General features: G+C 50.9%; 22 protein-coding genes. 11 read left to right on the forward strand and 11 right to left on the reverse strand.

The features are described 5' to 3' along the window. Positions 1 to 177 precede the first annotated feature (177 nt). The 3 genes from sppA to BGL48_RS07190 all read left to right on the forward strand — a co-directional run bounded on the left by sppA (position 178) and on the right by BGL48_RS07190 (position 3,991). Positions 178 to 2,064 carry a signal peptide peptidase SppA gene (gene sppA / locus BGL48_RS07180; protein WP_069362021.1) on the forward strand — a complete coding sequence of 629 codons (1,887 nt, stop codon included), beginning with the start codon at positions 178 to 180 and terminating at the stop codon, positions 2,062 to 2,064. Positions 2,065 to 2,195: 131 nt separating this feature from the next. Beyond that, positions 2,196 to 3,209, forward strand: coding sequence for an asparaginase (gene ansA / locus BGL48_RS07185; protein WP_069362070.1), 1,014 nt, complete (start codon positions 2,196 to 2,198; stop codon positions 3,207 to 3,209). A 119-nt stretch (positions 3,210 to 3,328) separates the two neighbouring features. Next, positions 3,329 to 3,991: a glutathione S-transferase family protein gene (locus BGL48_RS07190; RefSeq protein WP_069362022.1), complete on the forward strand. Its 663-nt coding sequence runs from the start codon at positions 3,329 to 3,331 to the stop codon at positions 3,989 to 3,991. A 68-nt stretch (positions 3,992 to 4,059) separates the two neighbouring features. On the opposite strand, the gene BGL48_RS07195 is transcribed toward BGL48_RS07190, so the two are convergent. Further along, positions 4,060 to 4,356 (reverse strand): YeaC family protein, encoded by a 297-nt coding sequence (locus BGL48_RS07195; RefSeq protein WP_069362023.1) that lies wholly within the window; start codon positions 4,354 to 4,356, stop codon positions 4,060 to 4,062. Positions 4,357 to 4,509: 153 nt separating this feature from the next. Between BGL48_RS07195 and BGL48_RS07200 the strand changes: the two genes are divergently transcribed. The 3 genes from BGL48_RS07200 (at position 4,510) to BGL48_RS07210 (ending at position 7,757) form a co-directional block, all read left to right on the forward strand. Further along, positions 4,510 to 5,373: a DUF2989 domain-containing protein gene (locus BGL48_RS07200; protein WP_069362024.1), complete on the forward strand. Its 864-nt coding sequence runs from the start codon at positions 4,510 to 4,512 to the stop codon at positions 5,371 to 5,373. A gap of 366 nt (positions 5,374 to 5,739) precedes the next feature. Continuing rightward, a complete protein-coding gene (gene gap, locus BGL48_RS07205; protein ID WP_069362025.1) occupies positions 5,740 to 6,735 on the forward strand; it encodes a type I glyceraldehyde-3-phosphate dehydrogenase in 996 nt (331 codons plus the stop codon). A gap of 137 nt (positions 6,736 to 6,872) precedes the next feature. Next, positions 6,873 to 7,757, forward strand: a complete 885-nt coding sequence (locus BGL48_RS07210; RefSeq protein WP_069362026.1) for a D-hexose-6-phosphate mutarotase — start codon at positions 6,873 to 6,875, stop codon at positions 7,755 to 7,757. A 55-nt stretch (positions 7,758 to 7,812) separates the two neighbouring features. On the opposite strand, the gene BGL48_RS07215 is transcribed toward BGL48_RS07210, so the two are convergent. Beyond that, positions 7,813 to 8,571: a MipA/OmpV family protein gene (locus BGL48_RS07215; protein ID WP_069362027.1), complete on the reverse strand. Its 759-nt coding sequence runs from the start codon at positions 8,569 to 8,571 to the stop codon at positions 7,813 to 7,815. A gap of 276 nt (positions 8,572 to 8,847) precedes the next feature. Here BGL48_RS07215 and BGL48_RS07220 point away from each other — a divergent pair, with 276 nt between their 5' ends. From BGL48_RS07220 to BGL48_RS07230, 3 genes are read left to right on the forward strand one after another with little or no spacing between them, the layout of a single operon-like run. After that, positions 8,848 to 10,782, forward strand: coding sequence for a PrkA family serine protein kinase (locus tag BGL48_RS07220; protein WP_069362028.1), 1,935 nt, complete (start codon positions 8,848 to 8,850; stop codon positions 10,780 to 10,782). Between the two features lie 33 nt (positions 10,783 to 10,815). Then, positions 10,816 to 12,087, forward strand: coding sequence for a YeaH/YhbH family protein (locus BGL48_RS07225; protein WP_069362029.1), 1,272 nt, complete (start codon positions 10,816 to 10,818; stop codon positions 12,085 to 12,087). 41 nt (positions 12,088 to 12,128) lie between these two features. Next, positions 12,129 to 13,676, forward strand: a complete 1,548-nt coding sequence (locus tag BGL48_RS07230; RefSeq protein WP_069362030.1) for a SpoVR family protein — start codon at positions 12,129 to 12,131, stop codon at positions 13,674 to 13,676. A gap of 78 nt (positions 13,677 to 13,754) precedes the next feature. Here BGL48_RS07230 and fadR read toward each other — a convergent pair whose 3' ends face one another. After that, positions 13,755 to 14,606 (reverse strand): fatty acid metabolism transcriptional regulator FadR, encoded by an 852-nt coding sequence (gene fadR / locus BGL48_RS07235; protein WP_069362031.1) that lies wholly within the window; start codon positions 14,604 to 14,606, stop codon positions 13,755 to 13,757. Positions 14,607 to 15,005: 399 nt separating this feature from the next. Between fadR and nhaB the strand changes: the two genes are divergently transcribed. After that, a complete protein-coding gene (nhaB, locus tag BGL48_RS07240) occupies positions 15,006 to 16,598 on the forward strand; it encodes a Na(+)/H(+) antiporter NhaB (protein WP_255377347.1) in 1,593 nt (530 codons plus the stop codon). An 88-nt stretch (positions 16,599 to 16,686) separates the two neighbouring features. Then, a complete protein-coding gene (gene dsbB, locus BGL48_RS07245; RefSeq protein ID WP_069362032.1) occupies positions 16,687 to 17,226 on the forward strand; it encodes a disulfide bond formation protein DsbB in 540 nt (179 codons plus the stop codon). Here the strand turns inward: dsbB and BGL48_RS07250 are convergent. From BGL48_RS07250 to BGL48_RS07285, 8 genes are all read right to left on the reverse strand, one after another. Then, a complete protein-coding gene (locus BGL48_RS07250) occupies positions 17,192 to 17,698 on the reverse strand; it encodes a (deoxy)nucleoside triphosphate pyrophosphohydrolase (protein ID WP_069362033.1) in 507 nt (168 codons plus the stop codon). The two genes, dsbB and BGL48_RS07250, sit on opposite strands and share 35 nt — an antisense overlap. A 4-nt stretch (positions 17,699 to 17,702) precedes the next feature. Then, positions 17,703 to 18,341, reverse strand: coding sequence for a YecA family protein (locus BGL48_RS07255; protein ID WP_069362034.1), 639 nt, complete (start codon positions 18,339 to 18,341; stop codon positions 17,703 to 17,705). Then, positions 18,329 to 19,330: a tRNA dihydrouridine(16) synthase DusC gene (gene dusC, locus BGL48_RS07260; protein WP_069362035.1), complete on the reverse strand. Its 1,002-nt coding sequence runs from the start codon at positions 19,328 to 19,330 to the stop codon at positions 18,329 to 18,331. The genes BGL48_RS07255 and dusC overlap by 13 nt, the downstream gene beginning before the upstream one ends. A 116-nt stretch (positions 19,331 to 19,446) precedes the next feature. Further along, on the reverse strand, positions 19,447 to 20,178 hold the full coding sequence (locus BGL48_RS07265; protein ID WP_069362036.1) for a DsbA family protein: 732 nt from the start codon (positions 20,176 to 20,178) through the stop codon (positions 19,447 to 19,449). 26 nt (positions 20,179 to 20,204) lie between these two features. Next, positions 20,205 to 20,726 (reverse strand): protein disulfide oxidoreductase, encoded by a 522-nt coding sequence (locus tag BGL48_RS07270; RefSeq protein WP_083238475.1) that lies wholly within the window; start codon positions 20,724 to 20,726, stop codon positions 20,205 to 20,207. Further along, positions 20,723 to 22,846, reverse strand: coding sequence for a protein-disulfide reductase DsbD family protein (locus tag BGL48_RS07275; protein WP_083238476.1), 2,124 nt, complete (start codon positions 22,844 to 22,846; stop codon positions 20,723 to 20,725). Before BGL48_RS07275 ends, BGL48_RS07270 begins: the two co-directional genes overlap by 4 nt. A 49-nt stretch (positions 22,847 to 22,895) precedes the next feature. Continuing rightward, positions 22,896 to 23,255: a hypothetical protein gene (locus BGL48_RS07280; RefSeq protein ID WP_069362037.1), complete on the reverse strand. Its 360-nt coding sequence runs from the start codon at positions 23,253 to 23,255 to the stop codon at positions 22,896 to 22,898. A 91-nt stretch (positions 23,256 to 23,346) separates the two neighbouring features. Continuing rightward, positions 23,347 to 23,787, reverse strand: a complete 441-nt coding sequence (locus BGL48_RS07285) for a YcgN family cysteine cluster protein (RefSeq protein ID WP_069362038.1) — start codon at positions 23,785 to 23,787, stop codon at positions 23,347 to 23,349. Positions 23,788 to 23,801 lie beyond the last annotated feature (14 nt).

Raw genomic sequence — 23,801 nt, forward strand, 5'->3', positions numbered from 1 at the left:
AGCGCTGACAGACACGTGATTTCAAACATTCGTTTACAAGTTAGCAACATGGTGTCGCGATTTATGATCTGGGTAGGACTTTCACCCAGTATTGGCGTATATCGATAATCGCTCGCACCTATCGCTCTTGGCTCTGATCAGCTAGGATATCAGCGACATGCACCGATGGACTCAAGTATGAAAAAACTGTTCCGCTTTATTGCATCCCTTTTTAAATGGCTGTGGCGTGCGCTCAGTTTCGCGCGGCAGCTTTTGTTAAACGTCCTTTTCATAGGCGTCATTGTTGCCATCTACTATGCGCTGACGTCGGAAACCCCCTTGACGCCAAAAGACGCTGAATCGGTCAAGGTCGCTCAATCTGAGCCCGAGCCACGCGCCCTCTTGCTGAACATTGATGGCCCGATTGTTGAGCAGCGTCAACGTATTAGCCCAATTGATACGCTATCGCGCAACGCACTCGGTCAACCGGTTGAGCGTGAAAATGTGTTGTTTGACATTGTCGACACCGTGCGCCATGCCGCCACTGACGAGCAGGTCAATGGGCTTGTGCTCAGCTTGGGCGACATGCCGTCCACCAGCTTGACCAAGCTGCGGTATATCGCCAAAGCCATCAATACCTTTAAAGAAAGCGGCAAACCCGTGATCGCCATTGGCGGCACCTATAGCCAAAGTCAGTACTATTTAGCTAGCTATGCTGATGAGGTGCTAATGTCGCCTGATGGCATGGTGATGCTGCAAGGCTATGGTAGCTACAATCTGTATTGGAAAGACTTACTCGATAAGTTGGACGTCTCTACCCATGTGTTCCGTGTGGGGACCTATAAATCGTTTGTCGAGCCTTACACGCGCAACAACATGTCTGATGCCGCCCGCGAGGCGAATCAAGCCTGGCTGTCTCAGCTGTGGCAGGCGTATGTGAGTGATGTCGCCAAGAACCGTGGTATCCAAGCCAATATGCTCTCTCCCAGCGCTGAGCAACTGCTCTCGCGATTACGCCGTTTCGAGGGTGACTTCGCCGCATTGTCTAAGGACGTGGGGATCGTCGATAAATTAATGACGCGCCAGCAAATCCGTCGCTATCTCGCCGATAAGTTCGGGAGCGATGGCAAAGACAGCTTTGAATACACAGGTTATTACGATTACCTGCCGAAGATACAAAGTGGCTTTAGCTTGCCGGGCAACAATAACATTGCTGTCGTCGTCGCCAGCGGCCCCATCATGGACGGACATCAACGTCCGGGGACGGTGGGTGGCGATACCACCGCGGCAATGCTTCGCGATGCGCGCCTAGACAACAGTGTTAAAGCCGTCGTGCTGCGTGTTGATAGCCCGGGAGGCAGCGCTTTCGCCTCTGAAGTCATTCGCAATGAGGTAGACGCATTGCGTGAGGCCGGCAAACCTGTCGTGGTATCGATGTCGAGCGTAGCCGCCTCGGGGGGATATTGGCTATCGGCCAGTGCCGATAAAATCATTGCCCAACCTACCACGATCACAGGTTCGATTGGCATTTTCAGCCTATTCACCACCTTTGAGAACACGCTGGATGATCTCGGCGTGCAGTCTGATGGTGTCGGCACCACGCCGTTTGCCGGTGTGGGACTGACTCGCGCGCTCCCTGACGAGGTGGGAGACATCATGCAACTTGGCATTGAGCACGGTTATCACCGCTTCCTCTCGGTCGTCAGTCACCACCGCAATATGTCGATGGAAGAAGCCGATCAGGTCGCGCAAGGCCGCGTCTGGACGGGGCAAGACGCCCTGAACCTCGGCTTAGTGGATAAGCTGGGTGACTTTGACGATGCGGTATCAACAGCCGCCGATCTCGCAGAGATTGAGGACTACCAGCTCGATTGGATGCAACAGCCACTCACCCCCTTTGAGCAATTTATTAACGACGTGCTCGGACAAGGTGCGAGTGTGCTTGGCAAAACCGTCCAGGCGAGCATGCCATCGATCGCTCAACAACTGGCGTCGTCACCACAGTGGCAGTCATTGACCTTGTTGGAAAAATTTAACGACCCCCAAGGGCGTTACTTATTCTGCTTGAACTGCCAATACCAATAAAATCGACTCGCCCTGACCCTACAGTCAGGGCTTTTCTCTGTTTTTCTTCTATTCTGTGTGTCGCTCGGTGTTATCGATGTAATCGTTACATGTATACTGTGCTCACGCTCATTTAATGCAGATTTGACATGATGGAACGTAAACACATTTATATCGCTTACACAGGTGGCACGATCGGCATGCAAAAGTCCGATCATGGGTATGTCCCTGTGTCTGGTTTTCTGCAACAACAGTTGGAGAAGATGCCCGAATTCCATCGTCCAGAAATGCCGCTTTTTACTATTCATGAGTACCAACCACTCATTGATTCATCGGATATGACGCCAACGGATTGGCAACGGATTGCGGACGATATTGGCGACAATTATCACAAGTACGATGGCTTTGTGATCTTACATGGTACCGACACCATGGCTTACACTGCGTCAGCCCTGTCGTTCATGCTGGAAAACCTAGAAAAACCCGTGATCGTGACCGGCTCGCAAATTCCGATTGCAGAGTTGCGCTCAGACGGGCAAGCCAACCTACTCAATGCCCTTCATATTGCCGCTAACTATCCGGTGAATGAGGTCACCTTGTTTTTCAATAATCAGTTATTACGTGGCAATCGCAGCACCAAATCCCATGCCGATGGCTTTAATGCCTTTACTTCGCCTAACCTGCCTGCGCTGCTTGAAGCCGGCATTCATATCGAAGTAAAAGCAGATAAGCTCAACCAGCCTTCCGCCGGCCCTTTTAAGGTGCATACCATCAATGATCAACCGGTTGCAGTGATCATGATGTATCCCGGCATCTCACCGGACGTGGTAAGAAACGCACTCAAGCAGCCAGTGAATGCCATGATTTTGTTAACCTTTGGGGTAGGCAACGCGCCTCAGCACCCCGAACTGTTGGACTTGCTCAAACAAGCCACCGATAGGGGTGTCTTGGTGCTTAACTTGACCCAATGTTTGGCAGGACGCGTGAATATGGGCGGCTACGCAACAGGCTGTGCATTGGCTGACGCCGGTGTGTTGAGCGGCTATGACATGACGCCAGAGGCGGCGTTGGCAAAGCTTCATTTCCTGCTGAGTCAGTCCTTGCCGTTTGAGACCCTGCGTACCTTGGTACAAAAAGATCTCCGCGGAGAACTCAGTTACTACTAGCTTGTTACTGTTTCACGAATCTTTCAGTGTGTGACGTCGGCAAGGTTGCCGGCGTTTTTATTTGCTAACGTATACAGAGGGGTAACCATACTGTTGGTCGTCATTAAAAGGAGCGCATAATGAGGGTATTACATGGTGACTCGCTGTCGCCCCATACGCGAAAAATCGCGCTGGCGCTGAGGTTAAAGCATTTAGACTATCAACTCGCCCCCACTTCCCCTTTCGAGGCACACGAGCGCGTCATCCACCACCCTCCGATGCAAACTGTGGTCGCACTCGCCGAGGCATCACATACCATTTACCAAGACACAGTGATTACGGCCTACCTTGATGATGCCTACCCTGATCCGCTGCTCTATCCAGGCAACCCCACCCATCGCGCCCAGATCCGCTGGATTGAGTGGTTTTGTCGCTATCAGCTCGATCCCTTAATCACAGATACCTTGTTTTACCAACGGGTGGTACGCGGGCATATTTTAGACAAAACGGTCGATCATCAGGCCGTGAACCAAGCTCTGCAAACATTACCCGCCTGCTGCCAATATTTAGGGGAGCAAGTAAAAGCAATGCCCACCCAGACGGTGACGATGGCAGGTATCAGCGTGTGGAGTCTGTTTCGTTGCGCAAAAATGGCAGGGTTGGTGTTGGACGACCGATTCGCGGCGCTGAGTGATTACCTCTCAGCTCTCGACCAACTCCCCTTGTTCGATGCCTATGCGCAGGAGGAAAATCATCAACTAACTCCGTTTTTCGCCAGCCCAATTAGCCTAGCGACAACCTAGGTACCAGCATGCTAATGGCCGATTCAATGATAGACGCGGCCATCGCCGTGATCGCTGAGCTGTGCGCGCTAATGTTTAGTATTGCTGTCCTGAGTCGCCACCTCAATCCGGGTTTCATCTGGACGGGCAAACTCACGTTTTAGTTCCGCTTTCGATTTCCAGGTCACATTGCCCCCTTTCGCGACGGTCATGTGCTGGGGCTGGCTGTTGTGACGTGATTGATACAACATCACGGCTTGCAAGGCTTGGTCGCGTTGCGCTTGGTTCAAGCTGGTGCCGTCCGGCCATTTGCCCGTCTCCACGGCATAACACAACCGATCATACACTTCAGGCGTCATTGCTTTTAAGACTTGTTCAATATCCATGATTACCTCTTGGCGATCCTCATTAGGCTATTATGCCTGAACTGGGTGGGTGGACGGCATGCTTGGTTCAGTGCGCTTTATCACGCTTTCGACCATCAACTACACTAAAATATCACGTATACTCATCGCAATTGACTCAGGATACGATAAACCATGGATTTACGATTACTCATACGTTGTTTTTGCCCCTTGGGGTTAATTGCGAGTGTACTGCTTCTTACTGGCTGTGAAGGCGAGCCCACCACTAATCAAGTCTGTGAAACCCACCCAGAGCTATGCGCAGGATTAAACACCGGTGATGGACAATGCCGATTTGAGCGCTCTGATCTGATTTTTGATCGCTTATCTGTCTATCAAAACCCCAGTGATTTGAATAAGCTTACCGAGCTAAAACAAACCAAAGTCTACCTTCGCTGCATGGAGCTGGTTGCCGAAATAGAGCCCACCACCTTAAAACAGCGCAAAACCAAGCGCACCGAAGCGGTGTATCATGCTTACGACGCGATTGAACGGCTAGAGGGCGAACTGAAAGACTCTTACCAGCCACCCGTGATTTACTATCGCTGGTCTCAAGGCGACAACAGCGCGTTACCGCAGTTTTTAAAGCTAGAGGGAACACGACATCTCGAAACGCCACAATTACAGCTGGGGCTTGCCACCTATTATGTGTCGCGCAATAAAGCGAAAACAGTAGAGATCCTGCGCCATGCGTTAGAACTGTATGATGGTGACAATGAGACCGTTCGTAAAGCGGTGATCCCAGAAGCCATTAAGTCACTGGCGACCACCAATCATGCGCTAAAACGCTTTGAACATGCTTATTTATGGGCAAAAGTGGGGGAAAGTTACAACCTGCCGATTGCGCGCGGTGATCGCCTATCGCGACTTTACCCATTGACCGACGCACAACAAAAAAACCTACAAACCCTTGCGTTTGAGATTGCCGCCGCGATTGAAGATGGTGAGTTTGAGGCGACCCTGTTGCAGCCACTTGATAAAGGGGACCATGCCTCATAGCACAGCCTCTTTTAGTATAACGCCTGCGCATCACCCTCACTGGTGCGCGGTGCGGGAAACCGATTTCCTTCCGTTCCACCGTCTCGCTTGTCATACCACTTTAACTTTCACGATCGCGGTTCTGCTTCTACGCTAACAATTACCAGCGGTCGCTCCGTGTCTGCAGCCGTCGCATTAATCGCACGCGGTTAAAGCGCATACAGACATGGCGGCAAGGGGTCAAATGTTTAGGCGATGTAAAAAAAATCCGTACTTTTTTTTGACTTTAAACAATTTTGGCTGCGATTACCCTTGCATGGCGGGGTCCTATTCTGTAATTTTACTACCAGTTTCATCTCACTAGAAATTAAGTTGTGGAGCAACATAATGACTATCAAAGTAGGTATTAACGGTTTTGGCCGTATCGGCCGTTTCGTATTCCGTGCATCTGTCGAGCGTAACGACATCGACGTGGTAGCAATCAACGATCTTATCGACGTTGAGTACATGGCTTACATGCTGAAGTACGATTCAACCCACGGTCGCTTCAACGGCACAGTTGAAGTAGAAGGTGGTAACCTTATCGTTAACGGTAAAACCGTACGCGTCACTGCAGAGCGCAACCCAGCAGACCTTAAGTGGGATGAAGTGGGTGTTGACGTTGTTGCTGAAGCAACCGGTATCTTCCTCACTGACGAAACCGCGCGTCAACACATCCAAGCGGGTGCGAAGAAAGTGGTTCTAACCGGCCCATCTAAAGATGCGACGCCAATGTTCGTTATGGGTGTTAACCACAGCGATTACGCGGGTCAAGACATCGTTTCTAACGCGTCTTGCACGACTAACTGCCTAGCGCCAATCGCGAAAGTACTGAACGACAAGTTCGGTATCGTATCTGGCCTGATGACCACCGTTCACGCCACCACTGCAACGCAAAAAACCGTTGATGGTCCGTCTGCGAAAGACTGGCGCGGTGGCCGTGGTGCGTCTCAAAACATCATCCCATCTTCAACCGGTGCTGCAAAAGCGGTTGGTAAAGTATTGCCAGTACTAGACGGCAAACTGACTGGTATGGCGTTCCGCGTACCAACCGCCAACGTGTCTGTTGTTGACCTGACTGTAAACCTTGACAAAGCAGCGTCTTACGACCAAATCTGTGCGGCGATGAAAGAAGCGTCTGAAGGTGAGCTGAAAGGTGTTCTAGGTTACACCGAAGATGCCGTGGTTTCTCAAGACTTCATCGGCGAAGTACAAACGTCTGTATTCGATGCTAAAGCAGGTATCGCACTGACTGACAACTTCGTGAAAGTAGTTTCTTGGTACGACAACGAAATCGGCTACTCAAACAAAGTATTGGATCTGGTTGCACACATCGCTAAATAATGCGCATGTAACCCTATTCAAGTTAAAGGCGGCCATTGGCCGCCTTTTGTTTATCAGGCCCATGACTCGCGACCACGCTGTCTGTGAACGTGTCTTCGATAACTGATTAAGGAACACTTACCCAAGAGGATCAGGCTATGACTTCTCCCACCCTGCATGTTGAACGTCAACTTTCTGCATCTGTCGATCTCTGCTATCGCCAGTCCGTTCCGATTCTTCGTGTTACTCACCCTGCGTGTTCAGCCACTATTAGCCTATTCGGCGGACACCTCATCACCTTTGCCCCTGCGGGTGAAAAGTCACTGACTTGGATGAGTGATAACGCTATCTACGATGCCAACACCCCATTACGAGGCGGCGTCCCCATTTGCTGGCCATGGTTTGGTCACACCGGGCAACCTTCTCATGGCTTTGCTCGCCGTCAAATGTGGCAGTTAGCGAACATTGAAGAAACCCCTAAAGGCGTCACTATTCAACTGCAGTTATCCGACTCAGACGCCTCGCGAGCACTATGGCCACATTGTTTTCATGCAACGGTGACCTTTACGCTAACTCATCACGCCGACATTGCATTAACGGTGACCAATACAGATCAACACGCTTGGGCCATGGGTGGCGCCTTGCACAGCTATCTTGCGGTAGAAGATAGCGAGCAAGCGAACGTGGAAGGGCTGGGTTGTCAGTATCTTGATAACTTTGCGGCAGGCAAGGCCGTGCCAGCGACGGGCAAAGTGACCTTCGAAGAGCCGGTTGATAGGATTTATACGGGGGCTGACAACACCCTCACTGTCACCGACCCGATGGGAAACCGTCGTCTCAAAGTCAACAATCAAGGTGCAAGCAGCGCTGTTATCTGGAACCCGGGTCAGGCGGCGTCCATTCAGATGGCAGATATGGACGATAACGGGTACCTCAAGTTTGTCTGTGTCGAAGCGGCGATTGAACAACCCACACAAGTTGTCCATCCAGGTCAAAGCTACACATTAGCAACCCAGTTAATGGATGAGCGCCACTCAAGCTAGACGGGCGTAACAGGCCGCCTTACACCCAAGCGGCCTGTTTTAATGGCTAACAAGGCTACATAAAAATGTAGTTAACCCCTAAGTAGCCCGAGGCGGCAGTCGATTGATCCACCATTGGGCTGTTCGCTATTTCATCATCGAGGTTGGTATAGCGCACGCCACCAAGCAGTTGGATACGCTCAGTCAGCATGAAATAGCCACTGGCACCAACAAAGTAATGACCCGCAGACCCTGGCTCATACGCCGATAAACCGGAACGCGCCGCTTCGCTATCGCTGATCCCGTACAGGTGCTGGTTTAGCTCATGGCTGTTATAGGAGTAACCCACTTCCGGTGACACGCCCCAGCGAGGATGGTTGAACGCGTATTTCCAGCTAGCCTCGCCATACACCCCGTCCCTATCATGGGTCACGCCTTCCCCAGCTAGCACCTGAAAACGCCCTATCGGAGAATGGTACTGGTAAGCCAGTGCAGCAACGATGGATGTATCACGTTTATCAAGTTGACTGAGTTGTGGGTCATCAGTGTCTGCGGGATCAAAGCGACGTGGATCATAAGTGGCAGATAAAACAAGGTTATGGGTCGATCCTTTCGGTGCCAGTCGCGCGCCCGCCGTCAGGCCACGAAAATAAAAATGGTCAGTCTCAACATTGACCGTCGGCACGACCAGCGGATCGGTATCCGTGTCTTTATAGACCTGAGGTGAAAATGCGCCTATCACGCCAGCAGAGACACGCGTCTCAGCGTAAGCACTGCTGGCGGTTAGCATAAGGGCGCAAGCGACCCAAGCCGTTTCTCTCGCTATGTTCATCATCTATTCCCTTCTTGTTTGACGGCTGGCAAACGTCCACCTAGTCGCCCTAACGGATAAAAATATCACCGTTATCATACCTCACTCGTTTGAACGCCAGCTGTCAATATCTTGACAAGAAAAGCGTACGGATCCGGCAACAAAAATTATCGAAAAAACAAACAATTCTTTCACGCAAAATCGGCAAATCAGGTCTAACCTTATTGAAAGGAAAGGGATCATTCAGCCAATTTTGCACCTTTTCTTTTTGAGTTATTAGACGATTTAGGGGGCAGGACCATGACTATTTTCGATCACTATCGTCAGCGTTACGAAGAAGCGAAAGACGAGGAAATGAGCCTTCAAGCATTCTTGGATCTTTGCCGAGAGGATCGCGGCGCGTATGCCAATGCGGCAGAGCGTTTGCTGATGGCGATTGGCGAGCCAGAAAAAATTGATACCTCGCTTGATCCGCGACTCAGCCGTATTTTCTCCAACCGAGTAATTTCCCGCTATAAAACCTTCGAAGACTTTTATGGCATGGAAGACTCGATTGAGCAAATCGTCTCTTACCTCAAGCACGCCGCCCAAGGTTTGGAAGAGCGAAAACAAATTCTCTATTTACTCGGGCCTGTCGGCGGGGGTAAATCATCCTTGGCCGAGAAGCTAAAGAGCTTGATGCAGCAAATGCCTATCTACGTGCTGACCGCGAACGGCGAACGTAGTCCTGTGAACGATCACCCATTTTGTCTGTTTGATGCCGAAGAAGACGGCCATTTACTCGAGAAAGAGTATGATATTCCCCACCGTTATATTCGCCATATTATGTCACCTTGGGCGGCGAAACGGTTGAAAGAGTTTGGTGGCGATATTAGCCAGTTTAAAGTGGTGAAACTGCGGCCATCGATTCTTAACCAAGTCGGGGTAGCAAAAACCGAGCCTGGGGATGAGAACAACCAAGATATCTCGTCCTTGGTGGGTAAAGTTGACATCCGTCAGCTCGAACACTATTCACAAGATGACCCCGATGCCTACTCCTACTCCGGTGCGCTGTGTCGCGCTAACCAAGGGATGATGGAGTTTGTGGAGATGTTTAAGGCCCCGATTAAGGTGCTCCACCCACTGTTGACCGCGACCCAAGAAGGTAACTACAACGGCACCGAGGGCCTGTCAGCACTGCCGTTTGATGGCATCATTCTCGCGCACTCAAACGAATCTGAGTGGCAATCGTTCCGCAACAACAAAAACAACGAGGCTTTCCTTGACCGTGTCTATATCGTCAAGGTGCCCTATTGCTTGCGGGTGTCAGACGAAATTCGAATCTACAACAAGCTGCTGTCTTCTAGTGAGCTACGCCATGCGCCTTGCTCCCCCAGCACCTTAGATATTCTGGCGCGCTTCTCTGTGCTTTCACGGCTGAAAGATCCTGAAAACTCGAGCATTTATTCAAAAATGCGCGTGTATGATGGTGAAACCTTGAAAGATACGGATCCTAAAGCCAAGTCCTACCAAGAGTACCGTGATTTTGCCGGTGTTGATGAAGGCATGGATGGGCTATCGACCCGTTTCGCGTTCAAGATCTTGTCGCGAGTCTTTAACTTTGACCACGCCGAAGTCGCCGCAAACCCGGTGCATCTGTTCTACGTGTTAGAGCAACAGATTGAGCGAGAGCAGTTCCCGCAAGAGATGGCAGAGCGCTACCTTGAGCACTTAAAAGGCTACTTGATCCCTAAATATATCGAGTTTATCGGCAAAGAAATTCAAACCGCGTATCTCGAGTCCTACTCAGAATACGGGCAAAATATTTTTGACCGCTATGTCACCTATGCTGACTTCTGGATTCAAGATCAAGAATTCCGCGATCCAGATACTGGCCAGTTGTTTGACCGCTCAGCACTCAATGCAGAGCTGGAAAAAATCGAGAAGCCCGCCGGGATCAGTAATCCAAAAGATTTCCGCAACGAAATCGTCAACTTTGTCCTCCGTGCACGCGCCAATAATGAGGGTAAAAATCCGGCATGGACCAGCTATGAGAAACTGAAAACCGTCATTGAGAAGAAGATGTTCTCTAACACCGAAGATTTGCTTCCAGTGATTTCCTTCAATACCAAAACCTCGAGCGAAGAGCAGAAGAAACACGACGACTTTGTCGCTCGTATGATGGAAAAAGGCTATACCCGCAAGCAAGTTCGCTTGCTCGCAGAGTGGTATTTGCGCGTGCGTAAATCATCGTAGCCCGCGGGCTGACGCAGATGACGGGAGAGAGATATGGCGCATTTTATTGATCGTCGTCTCAATGGCAAAAATAAAAGCACTGTCAATCGACAACGCTTTTTACGCCGACACAAGCGGCAAATTAAAGAGTCCATTGCTGACGCCGTCAACAACCGCTCGATCACGGATGTCGAGAGTGGAGAGGATATTTCTATTCCTTCTCGTGACATTCGTGAACCGACGTTCCACCAAGGCAAAGGGGGACAGCGTGATGCTGTCCACCCAGGTAACGACCAATTTAGCCCAGGGGATCGTATTGCTCGTCCCCCCGGTGGCGAAGGCGGCGGAGCCGGAGAAGGACAAGCCAGCCCTGATGGCGAAGGCCAAGATGAATTCGTCTTTCAAATATCAAAAGATGAGTATTTGGATCTCTTGTTCGAGGATCTTGAGCTTCCGAACCTGAAGAAAAACCAAATGAATAAAATGGTGGAGTACAAAACGCATCGCGCGGGATATACCTCGAATGGGGTGCCCTCGAACATTGCTATTGTACGTTCACTGCAAAACTCACTGGCACGACGCACAGCAATGTCAGCCGGCAAACGCCGAGAGCTGGCAGAGCTTGAAGAGGCGCTGGAGCGCGTGCGCGAGGCCGAGCCAGCACAACCGCTTGAGGTGAAACGACTCGAAGAAGAAATCTCGGTATTGAAACGCAAAATCGCCGCGGTGCCGTTCATCGATACCTTTGACTTACGGTATAAAAATTACGAAAAGCGGCCACAGCCCAGTAGCCAAGCCGTGATGTTTTGCTTAATGGATGTGTCCGGCTCGATGGATCAAGCGACCAAGGATATCGCCAAGCGGTTTTATATCCTGCTGTATCTTTTCCTGACGCGCACCTACAAAAACGTGGAGGTGGTCTTTATTCGCCACCACACGCAAGCGAAGGAAGTGGATGAACATGAGTTCTTCTACTCACAAGAAACAGGCGGCACCATTGTATCCAGTGCCCTGCGGCTGATGGATGAAATCATCAAAGATAGGTACGACCCGGCGGAATGGAACGTCTATGCGGCCCAAGCCTCGGATGGCGATAACTGGGCCGATGACTCACCCGGCTGCCGAGAACTATTGCAAAATACCCTGTTGCCGGTCAGCCGTTATTACGCCTATATCGAGATTACCCGCCGCGCGCATCAAACACTGTGGCGAGAATATGAGGCGTTGGCGCAAAGCCATGACAACTTTGCAATGCAGAATATTCGCTCAGCGGAGGAAATTTTCCCCGTGTTCCGCGAACTGTTCAAGCGTCAGGTCGAAGCCTGACGCCATACCGGCATAGACGCATTTTATCAGGGAGACATGGTATGGCTGTCACCAAAGGTAAACGTAACACTCCACTTCATGATGGACCCGATTGGACCTTTGACCTGCTCGAGCAGTATCACAAGGAAATCAAACGAGTCGCTGAACACTACAAACTGGATACTTATCCAAACCAAATCGAAATCATTGCCGCCGAGCAAATGATGGATGCTTACTCAAGCGTCGGGATGCCCATCAATTACAATCATTGGTCGTTTGGTAAAAAGTTTATCGAGACCGAACGCAACTATAAACACGGCTACATGGGGCTCGCTTATGAGATAGTGATTAACTCCAATCCGTGTATTTCTTATTTGATGGAAGAAAACACCATCACCATGCAAGCGCTGGTGATGGCACACGCCTGTTATGGCCACAATTCCTTTTTTAAAGGCAATTACCTGTTTCAAACCTGGACAGATGCAGGCTCCATTATTGATTACCTGCTGTTTGCTAAACATTACATCAGTGAATGTGAAGAAAAGTACGGCCTCGCGGAAGTAGAAAACCTTATCGACTCCTGCCATGCATTGATGAACTATGGGGTCGATCGCTACAAACGGCCGCAAAAAATCTCTCTCGCCGAAGAAAAAGCGCGTCAAAAGGCACGAGAAGATTACTTGCAGACACAAGTCAATGAGCTGTGGCGTACCATTCCGGGCGGTAAAAAAGAGCAAGAAGAAGAAAAGCGCCGCTTCCCGACCGAGCCACAAGAGAACCTGTTGTATTTTTTTGAAAAACACTCTCCGCTGCTTGAACCATGGCAGCGAGAAATCGTGCGGATAGTGCGTAAGGTCAGCCAGTATTTTTACCCGCAAAAGCAAACCCAGGTGATGAATGAAGGCTGGGCGACGTTCTGGCACTACACCATCCTCAATCATCTGTATGACGAGGGCTTGGTGACGGATAGCTTCATTATGGAGTTTTTACATAGCCACACCAATGTGGTGGCACAACCACCATACAACAGCCAGTTCTATTCCGGCATTAACCCTTACGCACTCGGGTTTGCCATGTTCCAAGATATTCGTCGCATTTGCGAAAATCCCACGGAGGAGGATGAGTACTGGTTCCCTGATATCGCCGGAAAAGACTGGCTCGAAACCGTACACTTTGCGATGGCAAACTTTAAAGATGAAAGTTTCATCAGCCAGTTTCTATCGCCCAAAGTGATGCGGGATATGAAGTTTTTCGCCGTCAATGACGACGATCGGCAAAGTTATATTGAAGTGACTAGCATTCACAATGAACAAGGGTACCGCCAGTTACGCGAAGATCTCTCCGCGCAATACAACCTCAGTAATCGTGAACCGAATATTCAAGTGTTCGATGTCGATTTGCGTGGCAACCGTTCACTCACACTTCGCTATGTCCCTCATAACCGGATCCCGCTCGCTAAATCTTATGAAGAGGTGTTGAAGCACGTGCATCGATTGTGGGGATTTGAAGTGATCCTCGAAGAGGAAACCAGTGAAGGGCGAGGAAAGATACTGAGTAGCTGCCCCAAGCGGCCGCAGTTTGACCCTGATATGTTAATGGGCAGCCACTAAAACACATAGCTCCCCTAACCAAAAGCCGCGATGAACCCTGTTCAAAGCGGCTTTTCACGTTTTAAGTATCAGAACGCGTTAGGCTTCTTCTTCTGCCATGTGTGCCGCGATCGTTTCACGGTTACTAAACCACAAGCCACCGCACTCACGTCCGTATTGCTTGACCCTATCGCCAATCATGGGGTGCTGGTTATTGGCCACCATCTCCCGTAAATCACTGTAGAAACTCAATGCGTTCTCACAGGCACGGCGATCCATAAAGTAATAACCACCTACTCGAGAGTATATCTGTCGCATGCCATTAATGGTTAACACGTACACCTTGTTTCCGGAAAAGTGCGCCATACCTTGGAACAACCGGTAATCAAAATGATTAAACGCGCGACCCATACAAATCCGTTCACACAAAACAGGATCTTGCTTGCCGTATTTATCTTGAATCTTCTTAACGTCTTTTAAAACTTCATTTTGTTCGTCAATAAGCTCCAAGAACTGCTCAAAGCTCTCGCATTCGAGCACTTGCTCACAGCGCTTGATCACATGGTCGATAAGGTTCAAGCAGTCGTCGGGGCGGTTTTTCGCCGCATAACGCATGTACACGCCGCTGATATCGGTACGGGCTGCGAGTAAGTCCTCAAGGACACCATGAACATCTTGCCCCTCTAGAGTAACCAGGGTATCAAGAATACTCAGCCCCGACGTACGCATATAATCGTTCACACGTGTCGGCTTACCATGTTGAATGGTTAACCAGCCATCCCGTGCCAAACGCTGTAGCACTTCACGTAGCGTGGTACGAGTGACCCCAATCAACTCAGACAATTCGCGCTCTGCAGGTAAAATTGATCCTTTTGGAAAGTGATTATTCCAAATACTTTCAATTATATATTTTTCAGCAAACGTTGCTGGGCTATCCGCCTTTATAACCATTGAATCTAGATTCCAATTTGCTTCTTGCTCTGATTAATAACTCATCATACCACTAGACGTCACTAGCAGAAACCGCTGAGTGAGATCACTGGATATCGCGTGACATCTGCTATCTTTTTGTACCAGATCAATGAAAAACTGGGCATGAATCGCAAAACTAAACCACACAAGATGTAACAAAATATGTCTGAGGCAAACTAGCGCACAATTATACGTGACAAGGCTACCCAAGATTTGTTGTCTTAACCGACGCGCACCGGTAACCCTCCGTCACTTACTTGTACCTGTCACCCTCTTACTGTGCCACGCATCCATTTCGCCTGTATGGCGATTTTGTACGGGCACGTTACTCGCCCATCCGTGCGCTAGGTAGGCATAGATAACAATGAGACTTTCACTATGGCGAAGACCATGACACTCAGCACTGCGTTTCTTAAGAACTTTCTCGGCAAAGCGCCTGATTGGTATAAATTAGCCATTGTCGGCTTTTTAATTCTCAACCCTGTCATTTTCGCAATCGACCCTTTCATCGCCGGCTGGCTATTGGTGGTCGAGTTTATTTTCACCCTCGCGATGGCCTTGAAATGCTATCCGCTACAACCCGGTGGCTTATTGGCGATTGAAGCGGTCGCCATTGGCATGACCAGTCCTGCGCAGGTCAAACATGAGCTGGTTGCTAACGTTGAAGTCCTACTGCTGCTGGTCTTTATGGTGGCGGGAATTTACTTTATGAAGCAGCTTCTGCTGTTTATTTTCACTAAAATCCTGTTGAGCATCCGATCCAAAATTGCCTTGTCATTGGCTTTTTGTGGCGCGGCGGCGGCGCTCTCTGCCTTTTTGGATGCCTTAACCGTGATTGCCGTGGTGATCAGTGTCGCCGTCGGTTTTTACGCCATTTACCACCGCGTGGCGTCCGGGAAAGACTTCGGCGCTAACCATGATCATACCTCAGATGAAAGCTTAAGCGACGAGCTTAGCCGCAACGATTTGGAAAATTATCGAGCGTTTTTACGTAGCCTATTGATGCATGCTGGCGTGGGTACCGCATTGGGCGGGGTGATGACCATGGTCGGCGAGCCGCAAAACCTGATCATTGCCGACCAAGCTGGTTGGCATTTTGGTGAGTTTATTTTACGTATGGCACCGGTCACGCTGCCGGTTTTCTTTGCTGGCTTGCTAACCTGTGCGCTGGTCGAGAAGTTTGCTTGGTTCGGTTATGGCGCACACCTGCCGCAAAATGTATTAAAAATATTGGTGGAGTACGATAACGCACAGCGAGCAAAACGCACGCCTCAAGACATCGCCAAGTTGGTGGTGCAAGCGCTGATTGCGGTGTGGCTAATCACCGCATTGGCTTTACATTTGGCCGCGGTCGGTTTAATTGGCCTAAGTATCATTATCCTTGCCACCGCGTTTACGGGCGTTGTGGATGAACACCATATCGGCAAAGCCTTTGAGGAAGCGCTACCGTTTACTGCGCTATTGGCGGTCTTTTTCTCTGTGGTGGCAGTGATCATCGACCAACACCTGTTTGCACCTGTCATCGACATGGTGTTGTCGCTGGAAGGTCACCTGCAACTGACCATGTTTTATATCGCCAATGGCCTGCTTTCCATGGTGTCAGACAACGTGTTTGTCGGCACCGTGTATATCAACGAGGTGAAAACCGCCCTGCTCAATGGCGTGATTGGCCGCGAGCAGTTCGATATGTTGGCGGTTGCGATTAACACAGGCACCAACTTACCCTCGGTCGCCACGCCCAATGGCCAAGCGGCTTTCTTATTCTTGCTCACCTCCACACTCGCGCCGCTGCTGCGCCTTTCCTACGGGCGCATGGTATATATGGCGTTGCCTTATACCATTGTCATGGGGTTACTGGGGGTAATTGGCATTGAGTTTTTCTTGGTGCCCGCTACAGAGTGGATGCTACACCAAGGTTGGATTTCCGAAACCATCCATATGACTCAGCAAGCCATACCGAGCGCTCACTAACGCACTTCTATCATTGACCTTAGTCTCAACAAACGATTGAATAGCAAGGCTCTCAATATAGGGCCTTGTTTTTTATCAGGAGTGAGTTATGTGGCGCGCCTTAAACCAGTTTTCTCGCAGCCGAGCGTCCTGGCTGTTGTTGCTTCTATGTGTTGTGGGGCTGGAAGCCACCGCGCTTTACTTTCAACACTATCAAGGGCTGGCACCTTGTGTGATGTGTATTTATGAACGCGTTGCCCTATTAGGGATTGGCGTGGCTGCCTTGTTGGGTTTAATCGCGCCTAACGACCCTTTTTGGCGCACACTTAGCTTGCTTGGCTATGGCGCCACAGCCGGGTGGGCGCTAAAGCTCTCGTTAGAGCACGTGAGTTATCAATTTCCTGATCCAAACCAATTGTTTGGTGCCACCTGCGATGTGGCGGTGAACTTCCCTGCTTGGGCGCCACTCAACCAATGGCTGCCCTCCGTCTTTGAAGCCTACGGTGATTGCAGCAAGGTGGTGTGGCAATGGCTAGGCTGGTCGATGCCTCAATGGCTGGTCGGTATCTTTTCCGCGATGTTGTTTGTCTGGGTGTTAGTGGTAATTGCCCAGTTTATTGGCCGCCCCCCTCGCCGCATTTTTTCATAACGGCGGGTGACGGATTGTGCAAGATAGCGTCGGCTTTATCGGCGCTTTCGCTCCTTGCTACGTGGTTGAACCGCTCACACAGCACCTTGATTAAGGGACGATCTGCGCCACTAAAAACCCCAGCATCGAGGCGACGAGGCTCACTCCAATAGATGGCCTGATGTTGATGTAGCATGGGCGGTCCATCAAGAATGTCACACCAAAAACTGCACAATAAGATCACCTTGTCGCCGTAATCGAACTCGGTTTCTACAATCGGCGCCCCAACATGGATATCCACCCCAAACTCTTCACGCCACTCCCGCTTGAGAGCCTGCTGGTCAGTCTCGCCTTGCTCGACTTTGCCACCCGGAAATTCCCACCAGCTAATAAACTGGGTATCCGGTTGGCGTTGTGCCACCAACACTTGGTGATCTTGGGTCGCCACGCCGGCGACAACACGTATCGGAGAGGGTTGTTTTGACGGCTTCATCTGATTAACGCCCACAGCATTTTTTGAACTTGGCACCACTGCCACATGGGCAAGGATCGTTGCGGCCTATCGACTTAAATGGATTGACCTGGTGCGCACCATGCGTGCCTTGTTGCGCTTCATCCGCCGCTTTCGCCACCTCCTGGATCATTAAGTCCAGTTGTTCCATATATTGGCCCGGCTCAACATCAATGCCGACCTCTTTCATCTGCGCTAATGTGCCTGCTTCATCGTGTAGCAGCAGCATGCTGGTGACTAAGGCGGATAGCATCCGGCGACTGCCATCATTGAGCGTCACCTCGTGCCAGTGCGGCTCAACATAGGGCCACACCGCTAAAAACCCCTCGGCGAACGCTTGGGCGTGCTCACCGCGCATCGACAACATTAAGCTATCCGGCAATACATAATCATTGCGCATCAGGGCGTGATATTGCTGCTCAAGGTGTGCCAGCACCACCTGCTTATCGTCTTGATTGAGGCTAACTACCTCCCCATCTTCTTCAACCCCTGCAGTCACTAGCACCGACAGCCAGGTATCAGGATCTAAAGGAGCCGGACATATATTCGCGGCCAGGAGGGCACCTTCAATAAAACTGGCGGGCATCCCCTCCCAGTGTTCAGAGAGTGTCACTAGTGTTGACATAAACTTTCCTGTGTCATGAATTCTGTTTGTTGACGTGCGTTATCGAGTGCACGGACTATCTCATCCGCGCGCTTGAGAACGCGAATCACCTTAAAGCAGGCATCTGCCTGGGGGTAATATTGGCGCAAATACTTAAACCATTGCTTAATGCGGTTAGGGAAATACTGCGCCTTATCACCTTGGCGTTCTTGCTCGGTATAGCGAATCAGCAATGCGAGCACGGCAGGCCAAGGCATGGGCGCGACGTTATCACGGATATGCTGACCGAGATTAGGCATATTTAACGCTCCACGACACACCATTAAGGTGTTGCAGCCGGTGAGGGCTTGGCAGCGCAGCGCATCCTCACGGTGCCAAATATCCCCATTGGCCGTGACGGGGATGGGCAGGTGTTGATTAATGTCAGCAATTAAATCCCAACGAATAGTGCCCGCTTTGTAGCCATCGCGCTTGGTGCGCCCATGTACCACCAGCTCATCCGCCCCTGCGTCGGCCACCGCTTCGGCAATGAGCAAGTAATCATCAAGATCATTAAAGCCAAGACGCATTTTGGCGCTCACCGTATGAGCCGGATCAACCGCCTCTCTCACTGCTTTGACCACATCAAACATATGCTCTGGGGTTTTAAGTAGCGCTGCCCCACCACGGTTGCCATTGACGGTTTTCGATGGGCAGCCAAAATTAATATCAATCCCTTGCGAGCCCAGTTCGATCGCACGCACCGCGTTACCCGCCATTGCATGTGGATTTTGGCCCAATAGCTGTACGCGAACCGGGGTTCCCGCGGTGGTGAAGCCCCCTTGCGCTAACTCCGGACAAAAGCGATAAAAGACTTTTTCCGGCAAGCGTTGGTCGACCACGCGCACAAACTCGGTGACACAGAGACTGTAGTGATTAATCTCGGTGAGCAACTTGCGCATCAAGGGGTCGAGTACCCCTTCCATCGGGCCCAAGACGATATCTGGTGGTGATTGATGTATTTGACTCATGCCATACCTTCGCGATTAAGGCGCGCTATTTTGCCAGCTTTTACACCAAATCGCAGCTAAGAAAAAAGCCAGTCAAAAAGTGACTGGCTTTCAAATCGTTAGCGACGCCGGCAGGATTAGCCGTCTGATCTCGCCGCGTCAACCATGGCTTCTAGCTGCGGGTACGGCAAATAGCCAGGTGCGACCTGCTCGCCAATGATCATCGCTGGGGTACCTCTTAGCCCCAGTTCAACAAAGGCGCGATAGTTTTCTGCGACCGCTTTTCCGGTCATTTCTTTACCTTCCAGCAATGCTTCGGTACCGGTTTTCTTGGCGATTTTCTCTAACGAGCGGGCATCATGCATGCCGCGCTTTTTCATCAATAATTCATGAACCTGCGCAAAGGCCTCCGGTTTTTCCAGCCACACATTCATCGCATACACCGCAGAATTGGTGCCGAGCGATTCGATACTCTGCTGTTTGAGTGGTACGGCAATATTAATCACCTTGACATCATCATGTGCGGCCACCAGTTTCTGTAACTCTTCTTCCAGCTTTTTGCAGTATGGGCAGTTGTAGTCCATAAAGTTCACCACGGTGACTTCAGGGTTCTCTGCGCCAATCCAGCTGTGGGTGTCCGATTCAAACCAGTCACGGCGTGCGGCAAGGTTTTCCTTTAACGTCTTTTGTTGTTCAACAAACTTTTGCAAACTCTGGTTAAGGTTGGCGATCAGTTTGGGGTTCTCTTCCAACAAGCTGACTATGTCATCCAATTGCGCTTGCTCGGTATCGGACAACGCATTCGCGCTGACAGGAAGAGCCAGAAGCAGTAGAGCCCAAAGCGGGGCGATATAGCGAGATAAGGACATCGGGTTTCCTTTTGATAAATGTAAATTCATAACGCTAGCCTTAACCATAGGCCAAGCGGTGTCGTGAAGCCTGTTGTGATTGACGTGATTTTTCCTTGCTCGACCACCATCACGGTAGGCGTCACTTTCACTGAAAACGCTTTAGAGAGGTTTCCATGCTGATCGTTCACCACGGGAAAATCATAACCATGATGAGCAAGGTATCCAGCAATGTGTTTATCTGAGCCTGAGCGTAACGCGATCGAGACTACCTGCGCATGACCACTTAACCAATCTACCGAGGGGGTCACAAAACGGCAAACACCGCACCAGCTTGCCCATACATAGACAAGCACTGGCTTTTGCTGCGACATGGCAACCAAGTCCTGTTGGCGACCATCGAGCAAACGCATCGACTCGACGGGCACCTGACTGGTGTCGATATCGCGGCTTCGCCACCAATCCATCGCGGTACTCGATATCAGCACAAACACGATGAGCCAGCAAATGTCACGCGCACCGCGTTTGATCCGTTGACGCCATGACAGCTTTTTTTGCTTGGCCATCATGGTGTTTTCGCCTGTTCAATCGCCGTCATCACCGCGTTATCGGTCAAAATGACGGGTAAAGCGATCCCTTCAGGCGCACCAGGGCCGTAGACAATGTTAAACGGCACGCCATAACGCTGGTGCTCTTGCAAGTATTGGGTCACGGTGTCGCTCGGACGGGTCCAATCACCTTGCATCGCCACCACATTCGGCGCGGTGATGGTGTCATACACGGGGGATTGCAGAATCACACCCACTTTGTTGGCATGACAGGTAATGCACCAATCCGCCGTCACATCAACAAACACCACTTTGCCCTGATCCACCGCTTGATCGATCGCGGCTTCATCCAGACTCACCCAGTCTGGGTCCGAGTTCAATGGCGTTGCCCACCGCGGCGCTGTCAATGACGCACCAATCAACCCAAGCACAACCACCACGAGCAGCCCAGCCGTCCCTTTAATCGCTGCCAGTTTTCCAAGGGTGCGATATGTTAGCCACACACTGGCAACCAGTAGCAGCGTTCCCACTGCGATAGCGCCAGCAACGCCAAGATAAGGCATCCACAACCAGAAGAGCCACACCGTGGTGCCAGCCAGCAATAATGCGAATACCCGTTTGACATGATTCATCCAGGGGCCAGGTTTGGGCAATGCGCGGGTCAGACCAGGAAAAGCGGCAACCAGCAGCCACGGCAGCGCCATGCCAACGGCGAGTGCGGTAAAGATAAGCCACAACGCCGTCAACGACCCTCCCAGCGCATAGGCGACCGCCGTCCCAAGGAAAGGGGCCGAACATGGTGTGGCCAGTAAGGTCGCAAACACGCCTTGAACAAAGTGGCCGCTGGTCGTGTGGCCGCCGCGTGTCGCCATCCAGGTTTGCCAACTGGGCGGTAAATCAATGCGCAGCACATCAAATAAACTCAAGGCAAACAGCCAAATCACCAGCGTCATCACCCCAATAAACAGCGGGCTTTGAAACTGGATCCCCCACCCCACGGCTTGCCCGGTAAGCTTTAATGCCATCAACAGCCCCGCAATCGCCCAAAAGGACACCAGGATCCCCGCCGCTGAGGCCAAAAACTGGCCGCGAATAGCGCCACGTGTCGCTGCTGGATTGGCAACGATACTGTTGAGCTTAAGCCCAAGTACGGGGAGCACACAGGGCATCACGTTGAGGATCAAGCCACCCAAAAGTGCAATACCGCCAATCATCCATATTGATAATCCCGCTTGCGAAACCACATTGCCCGCCTTCACGGTGGTGGCGTGCTCAGCCAGCAGTTGCTTATCCATGACCGTCACTTTAATCGGTTTATCAGTCAGGTTGGGCGTTTCAATCCAATTGGTCACGTCAAACGTGGCGGTCAGGGTGTCGCCATCATGGTGGATACTCGGCACGCCAAAGGTATCATCGATCACCGCCTCCCCATCCACCAGCATATCGGGTTGCTGCCAAGTTTGGTTGCCGGTCACGGTGACCGCGAGCTGTTGTTGATTGGTATCCCACACCGCGGATTCAATCTGCACACTGGGTAGAGGCTTAGGCACTTGGCTCATCGCTTGGTTGAACTGATACATCCGCTCACCATCCGCCTCAAGCGTACTCGGAGTAAAATCGAGAGAGATGGGATAATCAGTGATCACACACACACTGGTGCATGAAGACAAGCGCAAGGTGGCATCGAGCGACACAGGCTGTTGCCAGGTTTCAACCTCAAAGGTCAGTGGGAAGGTCACTTGCCCCTTGTAGCCCAACATGGTCAGGCCAAGTAGCTCGTGGCGCTTCGGTGCTGGCCAATGCCAGGTAATATCGTCCAGGTTTTGGCTGTCATTGATAATCAGCTCTGGAGCGACCCCGCCCTCGCCTGGCGAGCGCCAATAGGTTTTCCAATCGCCTTGCAAACGGATAGAAAGTAACCCATCGAGGCGCAGAGTGTCTGAACTCCCTTGCCCCGTTAACGCTATACGCGCCGTGACCGGCGGGTGGTCAGGATTATTGAGCCAGCCGGTATCTGGGGCATTGGCGCGAGCAGTCGGAGTGAGTAACAATAAGCACAATAACAGCAGCGGTAGCAAGGCCCAAGCTTGCCAAGCGCGCCCTTGTTTAACAGTGTGCCAATAGTCATTGAGTCGATTCATAAGTCTGTTCCTTGTTAAGAATAAATACGCGATTTAAGAAGCAGGCGCTTTATTCTCGGAACACACAAAAGCAAAGATGCCGTCGTCGATAGGTCGGTGGATCGTGAGTGGGTAAGGTGATCGATACACTAACGGTCGCCATCACCGCCAGTAGCACAATCAGCCACCAAAGTGGTGACGGTAGCCAGTCTAATGCCAACGCAGACGGATGCATCAATTGCTCGGAAAGCGAACATTTTTTACCCAGTGCGCTTTTTGCGTCCTCGGCGTCACCAATACTGACTGCTTGGCAAACCGCTTGCGCCCCTGATTGCCAGCTCAGTTGGTTTTGTAAGGCACACACTGCTAGAACCCATAACGCAATCGCGAGGGCCCAGCCAGCTTTTGAACGATGCGTGTACCTTTGCATTCCACCTCCTGTCGAGTTGGCGATCATTATGCCCAACAACAGAAATTAAACAATAAGTGAGCCTGCACCACAGGGTGACAAGGCGCTGGAGTTATCGCGGTTGTTGAGTTAATTGGATATGATCTTCCCAATCAATCACATCAATTTCGTACACCACGCTGTCTTTGACCGAGATCCCCGCTTTGTGCATCGCCGCTTTTGATCCTGTGATCAAAGGATGCCACTCGGGCAAGGGTTTATTTTCGGCCAGCAAGCGATAGGCGCAGGTTTCCGGCAACCAATAAAACTCATCAATTTTATCGCGGGTAAGCTTCAGGCATGACTCTTCATACGAAAAGCGGTTGGGGTAATCTTTGCACGAGCAGGTTTGATCATCGAGCAAACTACACGCCACATTGGTGTAGTAAAGCTCATCGGTCTCTTCATCAATTAATTTGTGTAGGCAGCAGCGGCCACAGCCGTCACAGAGTGATTCCCACTCCTCATCACTCATTTGTGCCAAGGTTTTTTGTTGCCAAAAAGGCGTGCTCATGATGCTTCATCTCT

The sequence above is a fragment of the Salinivibrio sp. SS3 genome, assembly GCF_001722105.1.
Classification (GTDB): Bacteria; Pseudomonadota; Gammaproteobacteria; order Enterobacterales; family Vibrionaceae; genus Salinivibrio; species Salinivibrio kushneri.